The organism is Shewanella sp. 10N.286.51.B8 (assembly GCF_041469325.1).
GTDB lineage: Bacteria > Pseudomonadota > Gammaproteobacteria > Enterobacterales > Shewanellaceae > Shewanella.
Genome location: NZ_JBFRKG010000034.1, coordinates 25,826 through 47,708 on the forward strand (window position 1 = coordinate 25,826; position 21,883 = coordinate 47,708).

Annotated in this window: 17 protein-coding genes and 2 pseudogenes; 8 read left to right on the plus strand and 11 right to left on the minus strand. The window is 42.4% G+C overall.

What is annotated here, in order from left to right; all coding sequences use genetic code 11:
* Window positions 1-294 precede the first annotated feature (294 nt).
* From AB4160_RS13330 to AB4160_RS13350, 5 genes are all read right to left on the minus strand, one after another.
* Window positions 295-1,743: a methyl-accepting chemotaxis protein gene (locus tag AB4160_RS13330; protein ID WP_102440699.1), complete on the minus strand. Its 1,449-nt coding sequence runs from the start codon at window positions 1,741-1,743 to the stop codon at window positions 295-297.
* Window positions 1,744-1,949: 206 nt separating this feature from the next.
* A complete protein-coding gene (locus AB4160_RS13335; RefSeq protein WP_102440698.1) occupies window positions 1,950-2,513 on the minus strand; it encodes a chalcone isomerase family protein in 564 nt (187 codons plus the stop codon).
* Between the two features lie 100 nt (window positions 2,514-2,613).
* Complete coding sequence (locus AB4160_RS13340; RefSeq protein WP_102440697.1) at window positions 2,614-3,462, minus strand: hypothetical protein; 849 nt, start codon at window positions 3,460-3,462, stop codon at window positions 2,614-2,616.
* 124 nt (window positions 3,463-3,586) lie between these two features.
* Entirely contained in the window at window positions 3,587-4,777 is a 1,191-nt protein-coding gene (locus AB4160_RS13345) for a DUF5692 family protein (protein ID WP_241900991.1), read from the minus strand.
* A gap of 56 nt (window positions 4,778-4,833) precedes the next feature.
* On the minus strand, window positions 4,834-5,736 hold the full coding sequence (locus tag AB4160_RS13350) for a hypothetical protein (RefSeq protein WP_102440696.1): 903 nt from the start codon (window positions 5,734-5,736) through the stop codon (window positions 4,834-4,836).
* A gap of 657 nt (window positions 5,737-6,393) precedes the next feature.
* Between AB4160_RS13350 and AB4160_RS13355 the strand changes: the two genes are divergently transcribed.
* Window positions 6,394-6,726 (plus strand): DUF6482 family protein, encoded by a 333-nt coding sequence (locus AB4160_RS13355; RefSeq protein ID WP_102440695.1) that lies wholly within the window; start codon window positions 6,394-6,396, stop codon window positions 6,724-6,726.
* Window positions 6,727-7,392: 666 nt separating this feature from the next.
* On the opposite strand, the pseudogene AB4160_RS13360 reads toward AB4160_RS13355, so the two are convergent.
* Window positions 7,393-8,775, minus strand: a pseudogene (locus AB4160_RS13360) (winged helix-turn-helix domain-containing protein); the annotation flags it as partial.
* Window positions 8,776-9,078: 303 nt separating this feature from the next.
* Window positions 9,079-10,125, minus strand: coding sequence for a phosphotransferase (locus AB4160_RS13365; protein WP_372005001.1), 1,047 nt, complete (start codon window positions 10,123-10,125; stop codon window positions 9,079-9,081).
* Window positions 10,126-10,348: 223 nt separating this feature from the next.
* Between AB4160_RS13365 and AB4160_RS13370 the strand changes: the two genes are divergently transcribed.
* The gene (locus AB4160_RS13370; protein ID WP_102437611.1) at window positions 10,349-10,609 is read left to right on the plus strand and encodes a DUF5062 family protein; all 261 of its coding nucleotides are present in this window, start codon (window positions 10,349-10,351) and stop codon (window positions 10,607-10,609) included.
* 85 nt (window positions 10,610-10,694) lie between these two features.
* On the opposite strand, the gene AB4160_RS13375 is transcribed toward AB4160_RS13370, so the two are convergent.
* The 4 genes and pseudogenes from AB4160_RS13375 to AB4160_RS13390 all read right to left on the minus strand — a co-directional run bounded on the left by AB4160_RS13375 (window position 10,695) and on the right by AB4160_RS13390 (window position 13,778).
* Window positions 10,695-12,521, minus strand: a complete 1,827-nt coding sequence (locus AB4160_RS13375) for a mechanosensitive ion channel family protein (RefSeq protein WP_102437613.1) — start codon at window positions 12,519-12,521, stop codon at window positions 10,695-10,697.
* Between the two features lie 268 nt (window positions 12,522-12,789).
* Window positions 12,790-12,999 (minus strand): annotated as a pseudogene (locus AB4160_RS13380) (GNAT family N-acetyltransferase; N-acetyltransferase); the annotation flags it as partial.
* A gap of 120 nt (window positions 13,000-13,119) precedes the next feature.
* Window positions 13,120-13,320: a hypothetical protein gene (locus AB4160_RS13385; protein WP_368506620.1), complete on the minus strand. Its 201-nt coding sequence runs from the start codon at window positions 13,318-13,320 to the stop codon at window positions 13,120-13,122.
* 2 nt (window positions 13,321-13,322) lie between these two features.
* A complete protein-coding gene (locus AB4160_RS13390) occupies window positions 13,323-13,778 on the minus strand; it encodes a cold-shock protein (protein ID WP_241904009.1) in 456 nt (151 codons plus the stop codon).
* A gap of 168 nt (window positions 13,779-13,946) precedes the next feature.
* Between AB4160_RS13390 and AB4160_RS13395 the strand changes: the two genes are divergently transcribed.
* From AB4160_RS13395 to AB4160_RS13420, 6 genes are all read left to right on the plus strand, one after another.
* The gene (locus tag AB4160_RS13395) at window positions 13,947-15,299 is read left to right on the plus strand and encodes a M20 family metallopeptidase (protein WP_372005003.1); all 1,353 of its coding nucleotides are present in this window, start codon (window positions 13,947-13,949) and stop codon (window positions 15,297-15,299) included.
* 101 nt (window positions 15,300-15,400) lie between these two features.
* Window positions 15,401-15,895: a peptidylprolyl isomerase gene (locus tag AB4160_RS13400; protein ID WP_372005005.1), complete on the plus strand. Its 495-nt coding sequence runs from the start codon at window positions 15,401-15,403 to the stop codon at window positions 15,893-15,895.
* A 51-nt stretch (window positions 15,896-15,946) separates the two neighbouring features.
* Window positions 15,947-16,726, plus strand: coding sequence for an EcsC family protein (locus AB4160_RS13405; protein ID WP_102437619.1), 780 nt, complete (start codon window positions 15,947-15,949; stop codon window positions 16,724-16,726).
* Window positions 16,727-16,883: 157 nt separating this feature from the next.
* On the plus strand, window positions 16,884-18,557 hold the full coding sequence (locus AB4160_RS13410) for an FG-GAP repeat domain-containing protein (protein WP_372005007.1): 1,674 nt from the start codon (window positions 16,884-16,886) through the stop codon (window positions 18,555-18,557).
* 299 nt (window positions 18,558-18,856) lie between these two features.
* Window positions 18,857-20,518 (plus strand): hydroxylamine reductase, encoded by a 1,662-nt coding sequence (gene hcp, locus AB4160_RS13415; RefSeq protein WP_372005009.1) that lies wholly within the window; start codon window positions 18,857-18,859, stop codon window positions 20,516-20,518.
* A 102-nt stretch (window positions 20,519-20,620) separates the two neighbouring features.
* Window positions 20,621-21,883 carry a hybrid-cluster NAD(P)-dependent oxidoreductase gene (locus AB4160_RS13420; protein ID WP_102437624.1) on the plus strand — a complete coding sequence of 421 codons (1,263 nt, stop codon included), beginning with the start codon at window positions 20,621-20,623 and terminating at the stop codon, window positions 21,881-21,883.

Consider the following 21,883-nt stretch of genomic DNA (forward strand, 5'->3'; position numbering starts at 1 on the left):
CTGAAAGAGTGGTTTATTAAATGATATCAATACCATCCAACAAACTTGCCTCGTCGGTGTGGGGTTGCTCCCCACTCTCCTGCTACCTTCATCCGAACGGATCTTTTTGCTAAGCGATTAAAAAGTTTAACAAAAAGGACTGACAGCATGCGTGATGTTACCCATGTGCTCAAGAGATCTGTATCACAGTTTTATCAACAGGCTGTTTAACTGGTTTATATTTGAACGAGTGCTAATTTCGAGTGTTCTTTGTTAGCGCTCTTTGTTAGGGTTCGTATTTACAGCTTGGCAATACTAGCTACTGACTGCCATATTCAAATCAGTTGCTAACCTTTTTAGCGTTTCAACCTGGTGGGTAAGCTTCTCGCCTTGGTTGGCAACAGACTCTGATACTTGATGAGTTTTAACAACACTGCTAGCAACTTCGGCGCTGGCAGTATTAAGTTCTTGAACTGCCTGAACTTGATGCACCATGGTATCGGCAAGTTGATTGATATCACTGAGGGTCTCTGCGACCTTAGCGATAATACTGGTGAGCTCATTACTGGATTGCTCAATGACACTTTGGCCGTGCAGCACTTCTTTTTGGCTACGATCTAACAGGCTACGAATTTCGACTGCAGAGGTATTACTCTTAGCTGACAGCTCGCGCACTTGTTCAGCCACTACTGCAAAACCGCGCCCATGCTCACCAGCGCGAGCCGCTTCAATGGCAGCATTGAGTGCCAATAAGTTGGTTTGGTCTGCCACCGAGGTAATTAAATCTGCCACAGACATAATTTCTTTATTACTGACTAAAATTTTGCTGATAGCTTCTGTAGTAGCCGCCAGTGATGAGGCACTTAGCTGAGCCTGATCATTGATAAGTTGGCTGCGATTACGTAAATCGACCACAAATGATTCTGACTGCTCAACATCTTGAGTCATCCGGCTAAGCTGTTGGTTCATTTCTTCTGCGGCGCTGGCCTGAGATTGGCAGTTTTGATTTAAATCATCCACTTGATGATGCAAGTCTTCAGATTGTGTTTCAAGTACCTCAGCCATGCTAGACAGTTGCACCGCATTGTCACCCGCGCGATGTAAAATCGACGATAATTGCTGGGCGCTTTGCTCTGCATCATTTGCGACTTTTTCTGTTTGATGCTGAGATTTTTCAGCATGCTCAATGGCTTTATTACGTTGCTTGGCGGTAAAGGCTTGGGCGATAACAATTATAATCAGTGGCATTAATAAACCAGACCAAGCCTCTGTCATGTATGCCGTATCAGACAGTTCCATAACCGGAATGCTCACCCCTTGTAACTCTAACATTAGCATCCAAGATGACGCTGCGATCACCAGCGCACTCCAAATCGTCGCCATTAAAATACCTGCAGTTAAAAAGAAGGCGATCAGTAATACCGTTAACCATAGGCTCTGACTTGAATTGAGCACACCACCGTCCTGATAAATAAGGTTCAGTGCATGTAGAGCCATACCAAGGAAACCGACATTAAGCGCGAGGGTCGGCATTTTTGCCAAGCGCAAAATTAAGCCTGCACTTATCTCGGCAATAATTAAAAATATAGAGGTGTAGATCAATAAACTATGATCAAATTGCAGCCATTTAAACAGACTGTAAAGGCCGGTAAATAGTGATAAAAGTGAGAAAAATAGAATGACTTCCACATACCTGAGTTGAGTGTCATTCCAGGTATTATTGGTCGGGAAAAAAGCAGCACGCCACATTGCCAAAGGAGTCATAAAGTTGCCTCTTATAATACAAAGTAGAAAAGGCCTAGGGGATAAAAAACCGAATACTTACCTTAGCCTAAACTAAATAATTCACATCTAAATTATTGTTTTTTATTGATTTATTAAAATTTGTTCTAGATTTACCATGGCTAAGGTGACAGCGGCAAACAGTTATCGCCTTAGACCATGGTTATCGTCACTTTTATTGTTTTAGATCAACCTTTTAGCATCGATTTTTTTAGGCCTTTATCGGTTGGCTTTTTGCCTAACCAGACACTGAGCACCGCTTTACGGAAGTCTTCACCTGGAGTGACAGCCAATTGCTGGCCATTTTTGTAACTAATCACACCTTCACCGGGCACGCTCATTAAGGTGAATTGATCGCCTGACTTAATGGGATCAGAAAAAGAGTTGATCAAGGATTCAATACTGGCGGCAATCGGCTCCGTTTTGCCGTTTGTTGCCCGATCAAAGCCTTCATTTAAGGCATCGATCATTTTTTCTGAGGTGATCATATCTGAGGTAATATTAAGCCGAATCGCAGTTGGGGAGTCGCTATCAATCACCTGTTGTGCTTGGGTACTGGTGCTGGTGGTAAACAAAGAACCGACATATAAGTCGATAAAAAATTTACTCCGAACTCCGGCGCCGTTTAACACCATAGTGCTGTTATTTAAAGTCACGTTTTCAGGCACACTGACACCTGAAATATCAACGGCAGCTGAGGCGCTGGCACACACGAACATTAAGCTCGTTGCGGTAATAATGCGTTTAATCATGTCATCCTCCATTAAGGATTAAAAAGCGCTGCCAATACTGAAACAGTTTGGTATTTAGCAGCGAAAGAGCATTAGTGGCTATTAGTTAAAAATACACTGGCTAGAATGCGTGGTTATATTCAATCCAATAGCTATCATCAGTGCTATCACTATTGTCTGTTTTATAGTTCACTCGCACGTTTTGGCGTTTGTTCATTTGATATGCCAAAGATAATTCACCGCTAAAGCTTGCCATTTGTAAGCCGCCATCCATGATGTCATCGCTCCATGACTTGCCTTGCATTTCTTCGGTATAAGAAGCGCTTAATAGCATCCACCAGTTATCATTAAAGGCATAACGGGCATAAACCATACCGGTTAAAATGAGTGATGGAACATCAATGCCACTGCTGGTTACCGGGATGTCTGTAGCTGTAATATCTTGCATGTTATCGCCAACGACCACAGCACCGGCATATAAAATTGGCCAAATATAGAAGTTATCAGTAACCGGAATCGTCATCACAGGACCCGCTTGCACCACTGCCATGCTGCCATAAAAAGGATGGTCAGCTAGGATGGCGTCAATAGACCAGCCGGTGCCGTTTGTGGTGTTGATAGTGCCATAACGTAAACGGTACGAACGCTTGCTGGTTTCATCATTAAATGTTGGTACAAGGCCGTAATCAGGATGCTCTATCATCCCAGTAAATTTAGGGCTTTTATCACCCTCGTTAAAGATATTTTTAGCTTCGAAAATAACCCCACTCTTTTGACCTGAATCAGCGGTTTTTTCCGACAGCATTAATTGGCCTTTAATGTTCATGCCTTCACTGCCGTATGATGCGCCAATAGAGGTGTAAACATCAGTTGGATTAGACATATCAATATCTGCTTCTGTGTCAGCAGCATAAGTTAAACCAGAAGTCATTGAAGCGAGTATTGCCATACTTAGAATGCGTGTTTTCATGGTAACTCCATTATTTTGTAATTAGTTTTTAATTAGTTTTTATCATTAGCGTTATAAATTTCTGAGGACTAATCCTCGTGGTACTGGCGATAGGTTGCGCCAGTACCCATTACTTCTTCACGTTTTATTGGGCTTGGTATGAACCTGCCATTAAACGGGTGTTGGTATATTTTTTACTAAAGAATACATAAGCATAAGCAGCATTAATGATGAAACTAGCAGCACCTGCTGCCAGCATGAGTTCATCATTGCGTGGTAGTGGAACCACGTTACTTTCGTACATGAATGGGCAGCTGAAGTAGTACATGAACGAGCCTGCTAAAGTGAATGCTCGAGCCTGTAACCAAGTGCCTTTTTTAATGAATAGCGCTGGTAATGTTGCTGCGATTAGCACCATCATTTGCGCCGTCGCAGAGCCTGGGAAATTGAGGTAAACGAACACAATATTCCAAACGTCGTAGGCGATAATCCAAAATGTGGTCATTGCTGGCCAAATCATGTCTTGCTGCTTACTTTTGTCTGAGAAAATTTTCGCCCAACCTGCAAGGGTGATAATAGATAGCACACCACCAGTTGCATTGAGGATATTGGCAAGATTACCCATACTGAAGTCTTGCATTACCGCTTCTGAAATATTAATCGCGAGGAATGCAGCAGCGCCGAATTTTGCCCATTTCATATCACCGACTTTGGTAAAGCGGATTAAGGTAAATAAGGCTGCAGCACCAACAACTGAGTACAGTTTTACCCATTTGAACCAGTAGGTGATCTCATAGCTTGACCACAGTGGAATAAGCGCTATGGGTAAGATGAACCAAAAAACGTAGTTACTCCATTTGTAGCGTCGGCACATTTCGTTTAATGCAATTAAGCCAAATAGCACCAGTAATACATGCCCATAAGCGCGGTATTCATACCATTTGTGAATGTTGAAGCCATCGTCTGCTAAGGTGAAGCGGATTTCTTCACTGTCAACGTAAGTTAATGTTGCCCCATCAAAGTCATTAATCTCATCACCCGCTTGGCTGCTAATCACCACACCTGTGGCAGTTTGCTGCCAACGCTGGGTTTCGACTTTATTAAAGCCGCCAGATTGTTTAGTGACACTGACAAGATTGTTTTCAGCAAATTCCATTCGATAAAACAAGCTACCTTCGCCGGGTTTGCCGTCTCTGGTGCCTTGCCATATTTGCCCTGGTAGCGGCTGAGTTTCTACTTGATGATTAATGGCGTCATCAGCGTTAGCTACGCTGGTGATGCTTACCATCATTAACGCAAAAACCGCGCTAAATAGTGTTATTAGTTTATGTTTCATAACAACGTCTCGTGTTGTATTAACCGAATACCGATGTGGTATTCGGTTGGAGGTGATTAGGCTGTTGCTAATTTCTTATCTTGAGCCGTTTGATCATCTTCTAATTCGCTGACTAATGGTGGTGGAGACTTTTCACCAAATGGTGGTTCACCATTTTTCTTCTGCATGGTGAAGTACCAAATTGCGAAAGGAACGTGTAAAGCAAGGTTGATGACGCCCCAGTAATACAGCACGTTATCGTTGGCCCAGCTGCTTGAATCCATTAGTGGTACAAACACGTCGCTGTTAGCGCGGATCAGTAGGTGGAATGCCAAGGTGTAAACACGCGCGATTACGTAAAGCTCTGGTCGACCTTTGATTAATGGGTATAGCTCTGCCGCCATCAAGATACAGAATGAACTTGCGAAGAACGCAGGGCTCTCACCGAATACAAAGGCTAGGTTCCAGGTGGTATAGAGGAAGTTCCATGCCGCTGTGGAATAAAACAGTAAGTCGTTTGGTTTGTCTTTACCGATAACCCAATAGACACGTTTACCATTTTTGTAGCGTGGGAAAGGAATAGTGACACAAAGAATGACACCACAGATTGCGTTAAAGTAGTTTGCTGTAGCAAAGTCTTTTAATGTGGCTTCTGCAATGTTTAACACTAAAACTGCATATAGAAATTTTAACACCCAGTCGCCGCGGAAAAACGCCAGCACCTTGTGTGGGTTTTGATGATATAGCCACGCGATACGGGCACCACCAACAACAATTGCAGTGGGGATTAATACACTGACCGTCTTAACCCAACGGAACCATCCGTCAAGTTGATCTGCCCATAGTGGGGCTGTCACTAATGAAAGTAGCCAAAAAGCGGCGGTTAATCTTGGTGTTCGGCGCATACCTTCAACCAAAACGAGTAATAAAACAATATAACCTGTCATTGATACGAAATATTGCCAGACTGGGATGTCCATAATGCCTCCGAGAGCATGTTATTTAGCAATCTATAGCTCCTAACTGATGGAGCTATGTTCAAAAAAATTCACGTTTTTGTTTAGTTCTTATTCGAATAGATCTTCAACATCCAAAGTTAGAGTAATAACTCTACTTTAGAGTCTTTACTCTAACTTAGGGTTTTAATTAGACCTTGATCTAAATCAAGTAATGATTCTGTTTTGGTTGTTACCTAAAGGTATTTAGCTTGTTAATGTGATCGAGTTAACAGGTTGTTTAATCGCTAAATAAGTGACTATTAATTCATGGTTTCGTTAAATTTATATATTAGGTTGCCATAATTTATTCAATATTTTCAGTAAATTAGAAGTTATACAAATTACTTATGTGTGTGGGAGCCACTTTGGGAAGGGAATCGCTTTCAAGTGCTACGGGGCGGGATATATATTGGCTATTGTTGTAAACATTTCAGTAACAATTTTACTTTTAAGTGTGGGTGAAAAAGGGATTGTGACTGTGGCTGTAGTCATTGTAGTGAACAATTTTTGGACATTGAACGTAATTTATTTAACAACTCAGTGCTGAGAGCAGTCATTAAGTCTTAAATTGCCGCAGTTAGTCGCTGCAGTTAATGAAGCTTGATTTTAAGCATCAGTTATTACATCCGAGGAACCACTATGCCTAGTATAAATAAAGCCGTTAATAACCCAAGAGATACGAGTCAACATGGGCTGAATACCTTCGAGCAGTCTGTGTATAACGACAGTCAGCCAACGATCATCGGTGTGGCAGATTCGACTCACTATCTGGTGGGCGTAGTGGATGCGGATAATAACTTTTCAGGACTGACAGCAGGCAGCGCTTGCACAGTAGTTAATTCACTCGCAGAGGCTAAGACGCTGCTGCGAAGCCATTATTATTCCAGGGCTAATGTGGTATATCAAACAGCTTATGATGAAATGTGTGGTTTGGCTGCAAATGGTCATTATCATGAAAGCATAAAGCTATAACAATTATCCTTTGGTTACCAATGCTTTGAACTGTGCGGCTTGGCCTGCGAATGGCCACTATTAATCAGTACGAAAGCATAAAGCTGTTACAGGGTATCCGAATTGACATAAGTACTATAAGACTAGTGGCTTGGCAGCTAACGGCCACTATTAACCAGCACGAAAGCATAACGCTATAACAGGGTATCTGTGTGGCTTGGCTGCGAATGGCCACTATTAACCAGTACGAAAGCATAAAGTTATAACAGATATCCTGTGGTTTCGAATGCTTTGAACTGTGTGGCTTGGCAGCGACTGGCCACTATTAACCAGTACGAAAGCATAACGCTATAACAGTTATCCTTTGGTTACCAATGCTTTGAACTGTGAGGCTTGGCCTGCGAATGGCCACAATTAACCAGTACGAAAGCATGAAGCTATAACTGTAAAACAGAGTATCCGAATTGACGTTAAGTACTATGAGACCTGTGACTTGGCAGCGAGTATTGTTAGTTGTACTCGCTGCAACATCCTTAACCCAAGCTAGATAAGATTAAGGTGTGAGTTTGTGCTTACTTACATTTGCTTACCTTTTACTTATTTAGGGGGGGGCAGTTAGTTAGCTTATTGAAGTGGTTAACAAGACGCATTAATACGATTTCTGCCATTGGCTTTGGCGCGATACAATGCGGTGCGGCTAGTGATGGAGGTTTCATCCTCTCGCAGTGTTACCAATAGGGACAATACTTGGGGTAAGCAGGCTTGCTGTGAGTCAGTTAATTGCGCCATGGCTTCATCGGCATTTTTACCAATTGCGCCTTCGATACCGCCTAATTGTTGGTAAACGCTAAACAATAATTGATTGTCTTTACTGCGTTGCAGGTAGAGCGCTTGCAACATGTATTGCAACATAGGTAATGCATCAGGATTACTGGCGGCCTCTGTACAGAGTATTTCATCTAGCGGCATGGCTGTTTCAGGATCGACACTCCAGCTTAAATTGGCTGCAATTGCTGGCAGGCGGATCATTTGCAGTAATTCATTACGCGAAGGCGGCGCTAAATCAAAATGAGCCCCTTTACCTTTACCCGCCATTAAACTGGGATAAGTCACTAGTAATGGGTAAAACTCATTACGACAAGCACTGATAATCAATACCACAGAAGAGCTGGCCAGTTTTTCTAAGATCTCAATAAATGCATAACGTTGATCATCTGTAAAGATCGGCGATGACAGAAAGACTTCTAAGCGATCAATAAACAATGCTAAGTGAGTTTCGTTAGTGCTGCTGAGTTTGATGGCCTGCTGACATTGCTCAATAATGGTGGGCATATCTGTTATTAGCTTGTGCGACAGGGTTTCGGCGCTGTCACCACTAAATACTGGAATATCGTTGATTTCCCAGTCCAGCATGATACTGGCCAGTTCGGAAAATAATTGTGTTTTAGCCACATTGGCAAAATCTAAATGGCTATAGCTGGCAACCTTTACCCCGTTGTAACCCGTATTAGCCATTAAATTGGGCATGATTCCGGCATTAATGAGTGATGATTTTCCGCTGCCGCTAGGGCCTAAAACTAAACAAAATCCGCGGCCATATTTAACTTGTACACTGATGCGTTCAAGCAAGGTGGCAATTTGTTTGCTGCGACCAAAAAACACCTCGGCGTAATTGGCGCTATAGGCTTGTAAGCCCGGAAAGGGTGATCCTGCTTGCCACGTCAGGCTGTCGGCCACGGTTTCATGGCCAATGGGGAAATTTACCTTAGCAAGAGTGCGATAGCCGCGCTTGCGAATGGTTTCAATATAGCTGGGTTCAGTGGCTTTATCGCCCAATGCGCGGCGTAATTGGTTAATGACTTTATGCAGTGGATTATCGCCAATATCGGCTTCTGGCCAGCATTGATTGACAATGTCATCACTGCTGAGTACCTCGCCTTGCTGTTGACATAACAGCAATAAAACATCCATTGCCTTAGGCTCAAGTTGTTTGGTTTTTTTACCTTGTCTAAGGGAGTTACTATTAGGGTCAACCTGCCAGTCACCAAAGAAAAATATATCTTTGCTCATTATTACAATCCATTGAATATCAGCTATTTTTCAATGTCGTGAGTTAAAAAACGACAAGATTTTGATATGCAAAATTAGTACATTAGACATTAGTTATATCAATAAATGGTTGTTTTTGTAAGCGATCGCCAAGCAAACAGAGTGGATATCTTTGTCAGGCGATTTTGCTTGGCTTTTATTCTGTAGATTTTGCGAGGCTAGTTTTTATCGCTATGTCTTTTGTCGCTATGCTTGTTAATAAAACCGTTGTTATCTAGATAGTCGTTGTCGATATTGTCCTTAAAAAGTCACTAGTAGGTTTGGCTACTTTGATGATGTCGTTAGCTGGCTTAAGGCCTGTGCGGTTAACATTTCTGTATAAGCGTTTATTTTGACATGCTCTGGGCTCCAGCCTTTAATAAAGCGCTGAAAATCGGCCCATGCTATGCAATACAAAGGGCGCCAAGTTTGTTCAACCTCTTTAGGATTAATATCTGGCTGATGGAGATTAATGCTGCTGGCGAGCTGACTAAAATAGTAATCCAAATATTGCTCGATTAGTTTATGTGGTTCAGTAAATGTCAGCGTACTGCTTAGCAGTAAAATCACATCTTTCATGCCGCAACCTTGGCCCACATATTGAAAGTCCACCGCAGCAGCTTTGTCGTGGTGAGTATTAAAACAAAAGTTAGCGAGTTTGGCATCGCCGTGGATTATTGTTTGGTATGGCGTCTGTTTTAAAGCGCGATCGATTGTATTGGCTGCCATTTTTAACGGCTGATCGCTGAGTGCCTGTAATTCATCGGGGCGAGTATCTAAATGCCAGTAGCTGCCTGTGGGCCATAGGTCGGTGGTATTCACGGTTGATGGCTGGCTAGTTGTAAATTGATTAGCCATAAATTGGCCGTGAAAATGCCCCAGCCATTTAAGGCTGGCCAAAATGGCTGTGTGATCGGCATGGGTTAATACTTGATCGAAACCTAAAGTATGTAAGTCTTCAAGGATCAGTAAGGTTTCTAGTTCGCTGCGCTGAATGTATAAACATTGAGGCACGCTGTTTTCGCTTTGACGATCATTATCACTGCCACTGCCACATAGCTGAGCGTAGTGCTGATACCAGTTAGCTTCAACTTGATAAGATTTGAGTTTACGTTGATGTGATAGGGCGCTATTCCAGCCCTTGGGATGCGACTCTGGCTGTGGCAGTTTAATGTGTTTAACGATAACAGATGAATATTGGCTACCAGTAAGCTTAGCGCGAAATAGTTCGCCATAACCGCCCCATAGGGATTGAATTACCTCAATCTCGCTTATACTTTGAGCTTTTAATGCCGTGGTAATCTTGCTAATAACTGCTTTATCTATTGTCATTAAACCCTTACTTTCCCTTTTTGATGTTGTAGCCACTTCATAAAACCATAATCTAGCTATTGTGCCAGAATTTTACTTAATAGCTAAAGTGATAAGCTAATCGATTGATAATTGCTCAACTAAGAATAAAACAAGTTATTGGCTGCTGTTTTTACGCAGCAGTGATTGAATTTTATCCCCAATAGCGTAGTTTTAGCGTAAAGCCCCAAACGAGAGTGGTTATATGAAGCCAGGTAAGAACGATACTAAATTGCTTAAACTCGCAATGGAAATTGGTGAGGGTTATGCAAAACGTCGCGGTTTTGAAAACTTTGGTGTTGGTATATCGCCAAAAGATAAAGTGGAATGTATTTACCGTTTATTGGTGCAAGATGGGCTAATTCAAGCATTAGCTGAAGATAATGATGATGGCCCAAATCGTAAGCATAAATTGATTTTGTGGATCAGTCGCCAACTTCCTGAAGATCATCCCCTTAAAAACTAACCCATGGGTGAGTTGCTTAGTTATTCCGATTACGTAAAAAGCCGAGATGTTCTCGGCTTTTTTAATGGCGACTGGAATGTAAAACTTATCCTTTCAGTTCTACTTCAATGTCAGTTTCTTCTGGTGATTTCATCACATCTTTAGGTTTAGTGACACTGCCCACAGGTGGGTAGGGCACTGTGCCTTTAAATTCATCACGGGTAGCTTCGCTGTAATTGGGAAAAGGTAAGGCATCTTCCTCGATTAATTGTTTAATGGTTTGCTCCGCTTGTTGTTGTACCTCGACGTCTGCGCTGCTGGCATTTTGTAGCATGACATTTTGACCAATAGGGGCAATTTTAATGTCTAACTGCTTTAAAATATTCAGTAAGTGAAAGTTTAAATCCTCAGCAATACCAAAATATTCATTGATATCACCGGTATCGATATAGGCATTTACGTTGACGACAAACGCATCACGCTCAATGGCAAGAAAACGCGCCCGCTGAGCAATCTCTAACACTCTGGGGTGTGACAATAATAATTTTCGCAGTTCCATTAACAGCATTTGCAGTTGCTCTTTACTGGTATCAAGGCTAATGCGCAGATCGTGCTTATAGCGGCGACGATCGATAACAGAGAAGTTTTCTAACTCTTGGGATGAAAATACCGAGTTAGGGATATGCACTACGGTGCGATCGAGTTTTCTGATCCGCGTCGAGCGTAAGCCAATTTCTTCAACTACGCCCATAGTGGTGCCAAAGCGGCAAAAATCCCCCGGTTTTATTGGTCTTGCTGCATATAAAGTTAATGCGCCGAAGACATTTTCTAATGGTTTTTGCGCCGCCAAGGCAATGGCTAAACTGCCGACACCTAGGCCGGTTAAAATGGTGGCCATGTTGTATCCTGAGCTTTCAAACCACATTAAGGCAATAACCACCACAATGACGATTTTTAATATTGCTACCATAGGCCTGAGTAAGGCCACGGAGTAGCTTTTATCTTGATCGTTTAATTGCTTGGATTTTATTGCGGAATACAATTCCACTAAACCTAAAATTAGAATGGTGTTGGCGATATACAGCAAGGTGCTGTTATCAAACCATACACGTGCCCTAATCGATAAACCTAATGACAGCGCCACATATTGCAAGCTCGAAAGATATAAAAACCAGCGCAAGCTGTTGCCTGAAAAACGGGTTAATCCAGCCAGTTTATGTTCAAATTTAGCGGCAATGGTTTTGGCGGCAATGCTGATTAATCCGGTGGCGATCCAACCAAAGAAAATACACAGAATAAAGATCAGCAGTTGCCAGTTTTCCATATGGAACATGGTGAATTGCGGTAAAACGTTAGCCAGTGCTTCGATTTGCGGGCTGTAGCCATATTCGTCCCATAGCTCAGGAACTTGGGCTATAGTGGCGTTAGAGATCTTCCAAATTTTGCCTTTTTTACCGTCTGGAACTCGCTGTAAATAGACCGGAACAGGGCCTTTACTGGTTTCTAGTACCCCTAACAAATCACGATAGCTTGGCAGTTTATCGTTAAGGTGTCCTTCTGGTTGATCGCTGATCTGCGAAAGGTCGAGGATGTTTTGTTTATTCCATAATATCGCCAGTTTACGCAGTAAATCGGCACCATCTTCGGGATTAATATCTTTGGGCAGGTAACGCAGATCAATAAACTCAGTGGCAGCTTCCCAGTCGTTTTCTTGTACCGCTCGACCGATTTCAATGAGGGCTGATAAAGGAGTTTCGCCATCTCGGGCGAGGGTGAGTCCACCTTGAGCTTCGGCTATGGCTTCACTGCGCTTTTCTGCTTCAGCAACTTTTTTTAAATTGATATCGTCCGCAGCCATGGCGGTTGGCATTAGGCTCGACATCGATAACAACACAAAAGCAGTAAAAAGCGTTCGCCATGTTGTTTGCAGCATGATTTTATCCCTAAAAGTGCAATATCTAGCTCAAATATATGTGTTTTAGCCTCAGACTGCTAGGGCGGCACACTTCTAAGTAAGTAAAAGTTACATAAATGGGTGTCTCAACTTTATCACCAAGATAACTTTTCATATGATACAGCTTCCCAAGGTTTTGTTATCGGCTGGGCAGCGTATTTTTAGCCTTAACTAACGATAAAGAGTTGGATGGATAAAGGGCGCCCTAATAGAAGTCGTTGGCGCTTTTTTTGTGCTTTGAATCCAATTAATCAGCTGGCAGCGGATTACCTTTTAACGAGATTGCGTATCGTAGCAGGGTAAAACCTTCGTCTTCATATTGTCTGATAAACGTCATACCTAACTTTTCAATGATGTTGACTGAGCCAAGATTAAGGTTGACGACTTCGCCGTAAATAATATCTAAATCCATATGTTTCTTAGCATACTCAATACTGGCAAGGTTAGCTTCTGTGGCATAGCCCTTCCCCTAAAAATCTGGGTGTAAGCGATAGCCTATATCTACTGCATTAATACGTAAATCATATTTAAACCCACAAAAGCCTATGACTTGTTTGGTTGCTTTTAATTCTACAGCCTAACGAGCAAAACCATATTTCTGGTATTCTGCTAACCAGATGTCCTGAATAATGTTTTTTGCATCTTCGATGTTATTACACATGCCTGCATCGCCAGTGTAGCGGTTGACTTCCTCTGAATTAAACTCAAGCACAGCCTTTGTATCGCCAAGATTAAATTCACGAATGATTAGGCGTTCAGTTTCGATTATTATTGTCACTTTTATTTCCTTGGTTCTTGGATTGGTGCATCTGCTCCAGATGCACCTGCTCCAGATGCATTAGTGATGTCATAGTAAGCTTGATAAGCAAAGCGGCCGATGGCGATAACGATCAGAATAATAATGATCCGGCTCATGGTGCCAGAAGCTGTGGTGGCTTTTTGCATTTTGATCGGGCCTCGTTTTTTAGGTGAACCTGGCTTTTTCTGCTGGTTTTGAGCTGTTGATGTTGAGCCGCTTTTTACTGCTACGCCTTCAATGTTGGCTTCGATCGCCTTAATTTTACCGTCAGCTTGCTGCGCTACGATATACGCAATTTGATCACCTTGAATGGGCTTTCTCGCCATATGTTTAAGGGTTGAAATATGAATAAACACGTCCTTGCCACCTTCATCAGGCTCAATAAAACCGAAGCCTTTACTGCTATTCCAGCGAACTAATCGACCTGTTTCCATCATCACGAGTATGTTTCCTTTTTGAACGGCTAAATGTTTACAACACATTATAAAATTGACCAAGGCTATGCTAGGTTATTAATTCAATATAATAAATAGTAATTATCAGCGACTACGACTTTTAGCAGTCAAGATTCTCAGTCAAGATGAATAGTCAACAAGGAAGACACCATGACATTATCAGCACGCTTAACAGCCATACCAACAGCATTGTCGATATCACTGGCTTTAGCAGCAACGATAACCACCACCTCGTTACGCGCTGTAGATCTTGATGATTCAGTGACCAAAGCATTACCACAACTTGAACAGCTTTATACTCACCTTCATCAACACCCTGAACTGTCCTATCAAGAGAAAAATACCAGTGCCAGAATGGCAAAAGAGTTACGGCAATTAGGTTTTGAAGTCACTGATAATTATGGCGGCTACGGCGTGGTGGGCATATTCAAAAATGGCGACGGGCCTACGGTGATGATCCGCGCCGATATTGATGGTTTACCTATTATTGAACAAACGGGCAAAGCTTATGCATCGACAGTGACAACCCAAGATGCACATAACAATACTGTGGGCATTATGCATGGCTGTGGCCATGATATTCATATGACCAGCATGATTGGCGCAGCCGAGCAATTGATGTTGCACAAGTCAGCTTGGCAAGGCACTTTGATGATGGTAGCCCAGCCTGCAGAAGAAATGGGCGGCGGCGCAAAAGCCATGCTCAAGCAAGGTTTATTTAGCGAGTTTCCCACTCCTGATAAGGTGTTAGGTTTGCATGTCAGTGCATCTATTCCTGCTGGTAAAGTCGGCTCTATTAGTGGTTATGCATTGGCCAATGTGGATTCGGTGGATATCAGCATTAAAGGCAAAGGTGGCCATGGTGCTTACCCCCATTTAACTATCGATCCTGTGGTTCTGGCGGCGCGCACAGTATTAGCATTGCAAACCATTCCAAGCCGTGAAGTGTCACCCCTTGAGCCAAACGTGGTCACAGTAGGTTCAATTCATGGCGGCTCAAAACATAATATTATTTCCAATGAAGTGAAGCTGCAATTAACTCTGCGATCATATAACCCTGAAGTACGTGAGCAGCAAATCGCTGCCATAAAACGTATCACTAAGGGCATTGCGATTAGTGCGGGTTTACCTGATGAACTGATGCCTGAAGTGTATGTCCATGAAGATGAAAAAATACCTTCGACTTATAATGACCCAGCATTGGCTGCCCAAGTTAAGGCCAGCATTGAAGCTGAACTAGGAAAAGATAATGTGGTGCTAGCGCCACAGGTTATGGCCGGAGAAGATTTTGGCTTATATGGCCGAACTGAGCAAAATATTCCGATCACTTTATTTTGGTTAGGGGCTGTTGAGCCAAGCGTGTATCAAGCCAGTATTGATAGCGGCGACAGCTTGCCATCATTGCATTCGAGTAAGTTTGCCCCAGATTATCCGTTAACTATCAGCACCGGCGTGCGGGCAATGACACGCGCGGCAATGGATTTGTTTAATAGTAGCAAATAAGCTTACTTTATCTGACTTAAAGCATGACGCTTATTTATAGCCTGAAGCATAGGATAAACGCTATAATTGAGCTTAACTTTTCGTTGTTAAATTGAGATCCCATGACCGTTATTTTTACCACCAATGTTGGCGATATCCATATTGAACTGGATATGGAAAAAGCCCCTGTTAGTTCGAAGAATTTTTTACAGTACTGTCAGGATGGCTTTTATGATTACACTATTTTTCATCGGGTGATAAAAGGCTTTATGATCCAAGGGGGTGGTTTTACTGCCAAGATGAAAGAAAAGCCCACTCGCGATCCTATCGTTAATGAAGCTAATCGTGGCTTGAGTAACACACTTGGCACCATAGCAATGGCAAGAACCGATGCGCCGCATTCGGCCACCGGGCAGTTTTTTATTAATACTGCTGATAATAGCTTTTTAGACCACACAGCGACCACCAACAGCGGTTGGGGTTATGCGGTTTTTGGCAGAGTGGTTGCCGGTATTGAAGTGGTCAAAGAAATTGAAAAAGCTAAAACGGCCACGGTAGCAGATCATGACGATGTGCCTAAAACGGCGATAGTGATTGAGAAAGTCACCATTATCTAGTGAGCTATTAGCGCTGTTGTTAATCGTGCGGCTGTGAAAGAAGGGAAAGCCATGAGTCTATCTGTAGAAGATAATGCCCAATTAGTGCAGGCTAAGCAGTTACTTGAAAACCCCGGCTTAGCAGCCAAAATCACAGATTTTATTGGCTCGCCCATTGAGCAAGGTTTTGCGCTACTGCCTAAAAGTGTCAGTAATGGTATTGGCAAAGTCACAGAAATGGCGTTGATGAAAGCCTCGGATGCGGCGCTATTTACCATGAAAAACATCCCCCATGAGCAATCTTCTGATCGTTGGCACAAACTCGGTGTTGCAGTGAGTGGTGGTGTGGGGGGCTTTTTCGGCTTAAGCGCATTGGCATTAGAGCTACCGATTTCAACCACCATCATGTTGCGATCCATTGCCGATATTGCTCGCAGTGAGGGTGAGCAACTCGATGAAGTGGCCACTAAAATGGCCTGCATAGAAGTCTTTGCCCTAGGGGGTGAGTCAAATGATGACGATCAAGCTGAAAAAGGCTACTTTGCGGTGCGCACCGTGTTAGCCAATTCAATTGCTGAAGCCGCTGAATACGTTGCCACTAAAGGCTTTAGTAAAGAAGCTGCGCCAATGATGGTTAAATTAGTGACCGTGGTGGCAGAGCGCTTTGGCGTGCAGGTGACTCAAAAGGTGGCCGCTCAAGCTGTACCTGCCATAGGCGCTGCGGGTGGGGCGATCATTAACACCTTATTTATCGATCATTTTCAAGACATGGCAAGAGGTCACTTTATCGTGCGTAAACTTGAGCGTAAGTACGGTGAAGAACTAGTAAAGCTAACCTATCAGACACTTTGATCTTGGCAAGATAAGTTGTTAGTCAATTCCTATTCCTTTTACAGCTTGAATCGTTCTCGATACGTAAGTGGTAACAATTTCATTGTATGAACTTTATTCAATCAAGGTTATCTTAACTATATAAGTTAAAGATAATGTTTAAGGATATGTTTTCAGGATGAATAAATTAACCCGCACGCTATTGGTAGCAAGCTGTTGTATTTTACCTTTTATCCATCCAGCTTTTGCTGCAGATACAGAGCTAAAATTCACCACTTTTACAGTTGATACCGAATTTGAACTGACTCATCCAGTATTAAGCGTTAACTTACTCGATAATGAGGGCAATGAGTTACTAGCACTGGGTGTTGATGATGAACATCAGCGCTGGTTTGCTGTATACGGCATTGTCGATAAGCAATTAGTGATGCTAGATAAAGTATTATTAAACAAAGATATTTATAGCTTTGATATTAATGAAATCGACTCTAATACTGATAGCATGCTTGCGCTGCAACAGCTGTATTTCGTCACTGCAGAGCAATTACTACGTTATGCCCCAGTTACGGCTAATAGCGCTATTAACAAGCTAGATGTGAGTATGCTCCCAGCAGATGCGATCTCCGCTGATGACATGCTAGTGCAAGATCCTTCAGCTTCACTTTCACCTAAACAAATTACCAGCCAACAAACAGATACTGCAGCAAAACCGCTTTCTGGTGAGTTAGTTGCCGTTGCTGATATTAATTCATTAGCTGTTACAGGCCATGCTGATTTTATCTCTCGTGGTGATTTTGTCAGTGATATTAATAATGATGATATTGCTGATGTACTGATAAGTGACTTTAGAGAAATGCATGTATTGCTCGGTGCTGGTAATACTCAATTCATCCGACAATCACTGCCGTTACTGCCTCAAGTTGAGCTGACCAATAATGGCGCTGAATATAGCCGCGCTACGCTTTATCACAGTGATATGAACTTTGATGGTCGCGATGATATTGTCAAAGTCGGTGAGGGCTCGCTCGAAGTGTATTATCAAAACGATCAAGGGCAGTTCGCCGCGATAGCAGAATATATTTCGGTGAGTCAACCCATCAGTGGTATTGATTGGTGGAATAAGCGTGATGCCTATGGCAAATCATTAGATCAAAGTGATTTGCTATACCGTAAAGTTGAGCGTATTGGTGATGTGAATGGCGATGAGATTACTGACTTGGTGGTCAGATATACCAAAAGCTCTGGGGTGTTTGATCGTACCAATGACTATGAAATTTACTTAGGACGTAATAACGATGGCGTGGTGGCTTTTGGCCGCGAACCTGAGACGATTATTAAAGCTGAAGGTACCTTAACAGGGCTACGTTTTGATGATATTGATAATGACAATGTCGATGAGGTGATTGTGTCAGGTTTTGATATTAGTATTTCGCAGATCGTCAGCGCCTTGCTGTCTGGCAGTATTGATCAAGATGTTCATGTGTTTAAAATGAATAGTGCGAATAAATTTGGTGAAAAGGCCAATGCCAGTAAAGAAGTTGAATTAAACTTCAGCCTAAGTTCTGGCCAAAGTGGTGAGCCTGTCGTGGCCTTAGCGGATATCAATGGCGATGGTTATAAAGAGTTATTGTTGTCTGATGATAATGAAACCTTAGATATTTATTTGGGTCAGGCAGGTAGCGCGCCTTTTAGTAAACGATCTCAGCAATGGGATATGATCATTCCAGTTGAAGGTTCGATGCTGTCGGCAACCGATATCAATGCCGATGGTAAAGATGATTTATTAGTTAAATTTGGCAAACAAGATCCTGACAATCTGCAGCGAAGCTTCTCAGTACTATTGGCGCAGTAATCAGTTTTAAGGCTTATAACGCCTCAAAACACACACGAAAAGAACCAGCAATCACTTGCTGGTTTTTTTGTGCTTTCAATTTGGTTTTGGCGATTAAATGAACTACAAAATGACTAATTAAATGATGCCTTTATTGATAAAACCGATGTGAATAGGGCTAAATATTAGTGAATGCTGAAACTGATCTAGATCATAAAATCGATTAAATATTGTAAAAATCAGTTTAGATTTTTGCTGATCTAAGTACACTGCATCTAAACATGTAAATATTATGCATGATTAAATTCAGGAGCAAAGTGATGTTTTGTATTCAATGCGAACAAACAGTTAGAACCCCAGCAGGCAACGGTTGTAGTTATTCTCAAGGTATGTGCGGTAAGTTAGCATCTACGTCAGATCTACAAGATTTATTAATCTACATGTTGCAGGGCGTTTCTGCTTATGCGGTTAAGGCGCGTCAGTTCGATATCATCGATGCCGAGATTGATACCTTTGTTCCTAAGGCATTTTTTGCCACATTAACTAATGTGAACTTTGATGATGGACGTTTAGCTGATTACGCACATCAAGCTCAAACTTACCGTAACAAGTTAAAAGCGGCATACGAACAAGCCTGCGCTGAAAAAGGCGTTGCTGCTGAAGAAGTGATAGCTCAAGCTGAATTTAACTTAGCGGCTTCTCAGCCTGAAATGCTACTACAAGCTCCAGTTGCACTGCCAAACCGTGGTGACGATGTTAATGAAGACATCATGGGCTTACGTTTACTTTGCTTATATGGCCTTAAAGGCGCAGCAGCTTACATGGAGCATGCACGTGTACTTGAGCAAACTGATGCCGATGTGGCCGGTGAATTTCACCAAATCATGTCATTCCTTGGCGAAGACTCAGTTGATGGCGACAAGCTATTTGCTACCGCAATGGAAATCGGTCAATTAAACTATCGCGTAATGGCGATGTTAGATGCGGGTGAAACGACGGCATTTGGCCACCCTGAGCCAACTGAAGTAAACACCAAATCATTTAAAGGTAAGGCGATTTTAGTGTCAGGTCATGACATGAAAGATTTAGAACTTATCTTAGAGCAAACTCAAGGTAAGGGCATTAACGTCTATACCCATGGCGAAATGTTACCGGCATTAGCTTATCCTGCATTTAAAAAGTTCCCACACTTAGTGGGTAACTACGGCAGCGCATGGCAGAACCAACAGCGTGAATTTGGCACTTTCCCAGGCGCTGTTGTGATGACCTCAAACTGTATTATTGACCCTAATGTGGGCGATTATTCAGATCGTATATTCACCCGTAGCATTGTTGGCTGGCCTGGTGTTGCTCACATCGAAGGTGAAGACTTTAGCGCTGTGATTGACAAAGCCCTTGAGCTTGAAGGTTTTAGCTACGATGAAATCCCACATGCGATTACGATTGGTTTTGCACGTAATGCCTTAATGGAAGCGGCACCAACAGTAGTTGAGAACGTGAAAAATGGGTCTATTAAGCACTTTTTCTTAATCGGTGGTTGTGACGGCGATAAATCTGAACGTAGCTACTTTACTGACTTAGCTAAATCAGTGCCTGATGACACCATTATCCTGACCTTAGGGTGTGGTAAGTACAAGTTCAACAAACTTGAGTTTGGCGAGATTAATGGTATTCCACGTTTATTAGATGTGGGTCAATGTAACGATGCTTACTCTGCTATACAGTTAGCCTTAGCATTAAAAGATATTTTTGACTGTGATATCAATGAACTGCCTTTAAGCTTGGTACTGTCTTGGTTTGAGCAAAAAGCGATTGTGGTGTTACTGACACTATTATCACTGGGCGTTAAAAACATTCGTACAGGCCCAACTCCGCCAGCGTTTTTGACTGAAAACTTAGCAAAAGTGTTAGAAGACCAATTTGGTTTACGTAACACCACTGATGTTGAGTCAGATCTTAAAGCGATGATTAATGCGGCTTAAATAGTGGTTATTGGGTGATATAGGCTTAGCGCTTATATCACCTTTTTATTGTCTGTTTTTTACTTTCTACTTCTAACACATGGTTTCCCATACAGGTGCAATATGAGTTCATCAGGATTTTCATTTTCAGCAGCGTTATCAGCCGCCCAATCAACAAAAGATGACAACAAAAAGTCAGTTGCTAAGGTCAGCGCTGCGCCGAGTTTTTCAATATCGGGTGCATTGGCTGCCACAGCAAAGAAAACGGCTGAGGTTACAACTACTGCTGAAGCAAAAAAATCCATCAATGCAAATCAGTTATTATTAAATGCTGATGAGTGGCAACGTGGTGAAGTGCAATTGCGCTGTACTGAAAAATGGCATGAAACCCATGATGTAGTGAGCTTTCGTTTTCAAGGTTTAACCCCTGTTAAGTTTAACTACAAACCGGGGCAATTTATTACCTTCAAATTAGAGATTGAAGGCGAAATAGTTTATCGCAGTTATACCATGTCATCGTCTCCATCTAGACCTTATTCAATTGTGGTCACGGTGAAGCGCATTGCTGGTGGCAAAGTGTCAAACTTTTTAGCTGATAAGGTTAATCAAGGCGATATCATCACCTTAGTCGGCCCAGATGGCGCCTTTAACTTAGTGGATATAGCGGCTGAAAAGTATTTATTTTTAAGTGCTGGCAGTGGCATTACCCCAATGTATTCAATGTCACGTTGGCTGCTCGATACCAAAGTAGGCAGTGATATTGCCTTTGTGCACAGCGCTCGAACAGATGAAGATATTATCTTTGCTGATAGCTTAGGTGCGATGGCTTATCGCAGTGCTCAATTTCAATTAAGTTACCTGCTTGAAAATGCAGATGAGCTTGTTGAAGGCGTTAATCATACTGGCAACGACAGCCGTATGTTAGGCCGTATCGATATTGAAAAGCTGCAAGCATTAGTGCCTGATTTTATGACTCGCACCATTTTTGTGTGTGGCCCAGAGCCTTACATGGTGTCAGTTAAATCCTTGATTGAAACCAGTGGTTTCGAGATGAAAAACTTCCATCAAGAAAGCTTTACTGGCGCGGTTAAATCACCCCCAAGCAGCACAAATACTGCGGCTACAACTAGCAACTTCATGCTTTCAATCAAGGATAAAAAAGTTGCATTATCGGCTGAGCAAACCTTACTTGATGGCATAGAGTCTGAAGGGCTACCGATAATCGCAGCGTGCCGAAGTGGTGTGTGCGGCGCCTGTAAGTGCCAGGTGACCTCAGGGACTACTGAATCTAGCAGTACCATGACATTAACAGCTGAAGAAATTGCCGCAGGGTATGTATTAGCGTGCTCGACTAAAATCACTTCAGATGTCAGCTTAAAAATGTAA

Bases quoted from the DNA above. Each gene is read 5' to 3' on its own strand.
- AB4160_RS13350 (WP_102440696.1), bottom strand. From the start codon at position 5,736: ATGGACATCCCAGTCTGGCAATATTTCGTATCAATGACAGGTTATATT.
- AB4160_RS13345 (WP_241900991.1), bottom strand. From the start codon at position 4,777: ATGAAACATAAACTAATAACACTATTTAGCGCGGTTTTTGCGTTAATG.
- AB4160_RS13375 (WP_102437613.1), bottom strand. From the start codon at position 12,521: ATGCTGCAAACAACATGGCGAACGCTTTTTACTGCTTTTGTGTTGTTA.
- AB4160_RS13355 (WP_102440695.1), top strand. From the start codon at position 6,394: ATGCCTAGTATAAATAAAGCCGTTAATAACCCAAGAGATACGAGTCAA.
- AB4160_RS13390 (WP_241904009.1), bottom strand. From the start codon at position 13,778: ATGATGGAAACAGGTCGATTAGTTCGCTGGAATAGCAGTAAAGGCTTC.
- AB4160_RS13335 (WP_102440698.1), bottom strand. From the start codon at position 2,513: ATGATTAAACGCATTATTACCGCAACGAGCTTAATGTTCGTGTGTGCC.
- AB4160_RS13400 (WP_372005005.1), top strand. From the start codon at position 15,401: ATGACCGTTATTTTTACCACCAATGTTGGCGATATCCATATTGAACTG.
- hcp (WP_372005009.1), top strand. From the start codon at position 18,857: ATGTTTTGTATTCAATGCGAACAAACAGTTAGAACCCCAGCAGGCAAC.
- AB4160_RS13410 (WP_372005007.1), top strand. From the start codon at position 16,884: ATGAATAAATTAACCCGCACGCTATTGGTAGCAAGCTGTTGTATTTTA.
- AB4160_RS13370 (WP_102437611.1), top strand. From the start codon at position 10,349: ATGAAGCCAGGTAAGAACGATACTAAATTGCTTAAACTCGCAATGGAA.
- AB4160_RS13405 (WP_102437619.1), top strand. From the start codon at position 15,947: ATGAGTCTATCTGTAGAAGATAATGCCCAATTAGTGCAGGCTAAGCAG.
- AB4160_RS13395 (WP_372005003.1), top strand. From the start codon at position 13,947: ATGACATTATCAGCACGCTTAACAGCCATACCAACAGCATTGTCGATA.
- AB4160_RS13340 (WP_102440697.1), bottom strand. From the start codon at position 3,462: ATGAAAACACGCATTCTAAGTATGGCAATACTCGCTTCAATGACTTCT.
- AB4160_RS13420 (WP_102437624.1), top strand. From the start codon at position 20,621: ATGAGTTCATCAGGATTTTCATTTTCAGCAGCGTTATCAGCCGCCCAA.
- AB4160_RS13365 (WP_372005001.1), bottom strand. From the start codon at position 10,125: ATGACAATAGATAAAGCAGTTATTAGCAAGATTACCACGGCATTAAAA.
- AB4160_RS13330 (WP_102440699.1), bottom strand. From the start codon at position 1,743: ATGACTCCTTTGGCAATGTGGCGTGCTGCTTTTTTCCCGACCAATAAT.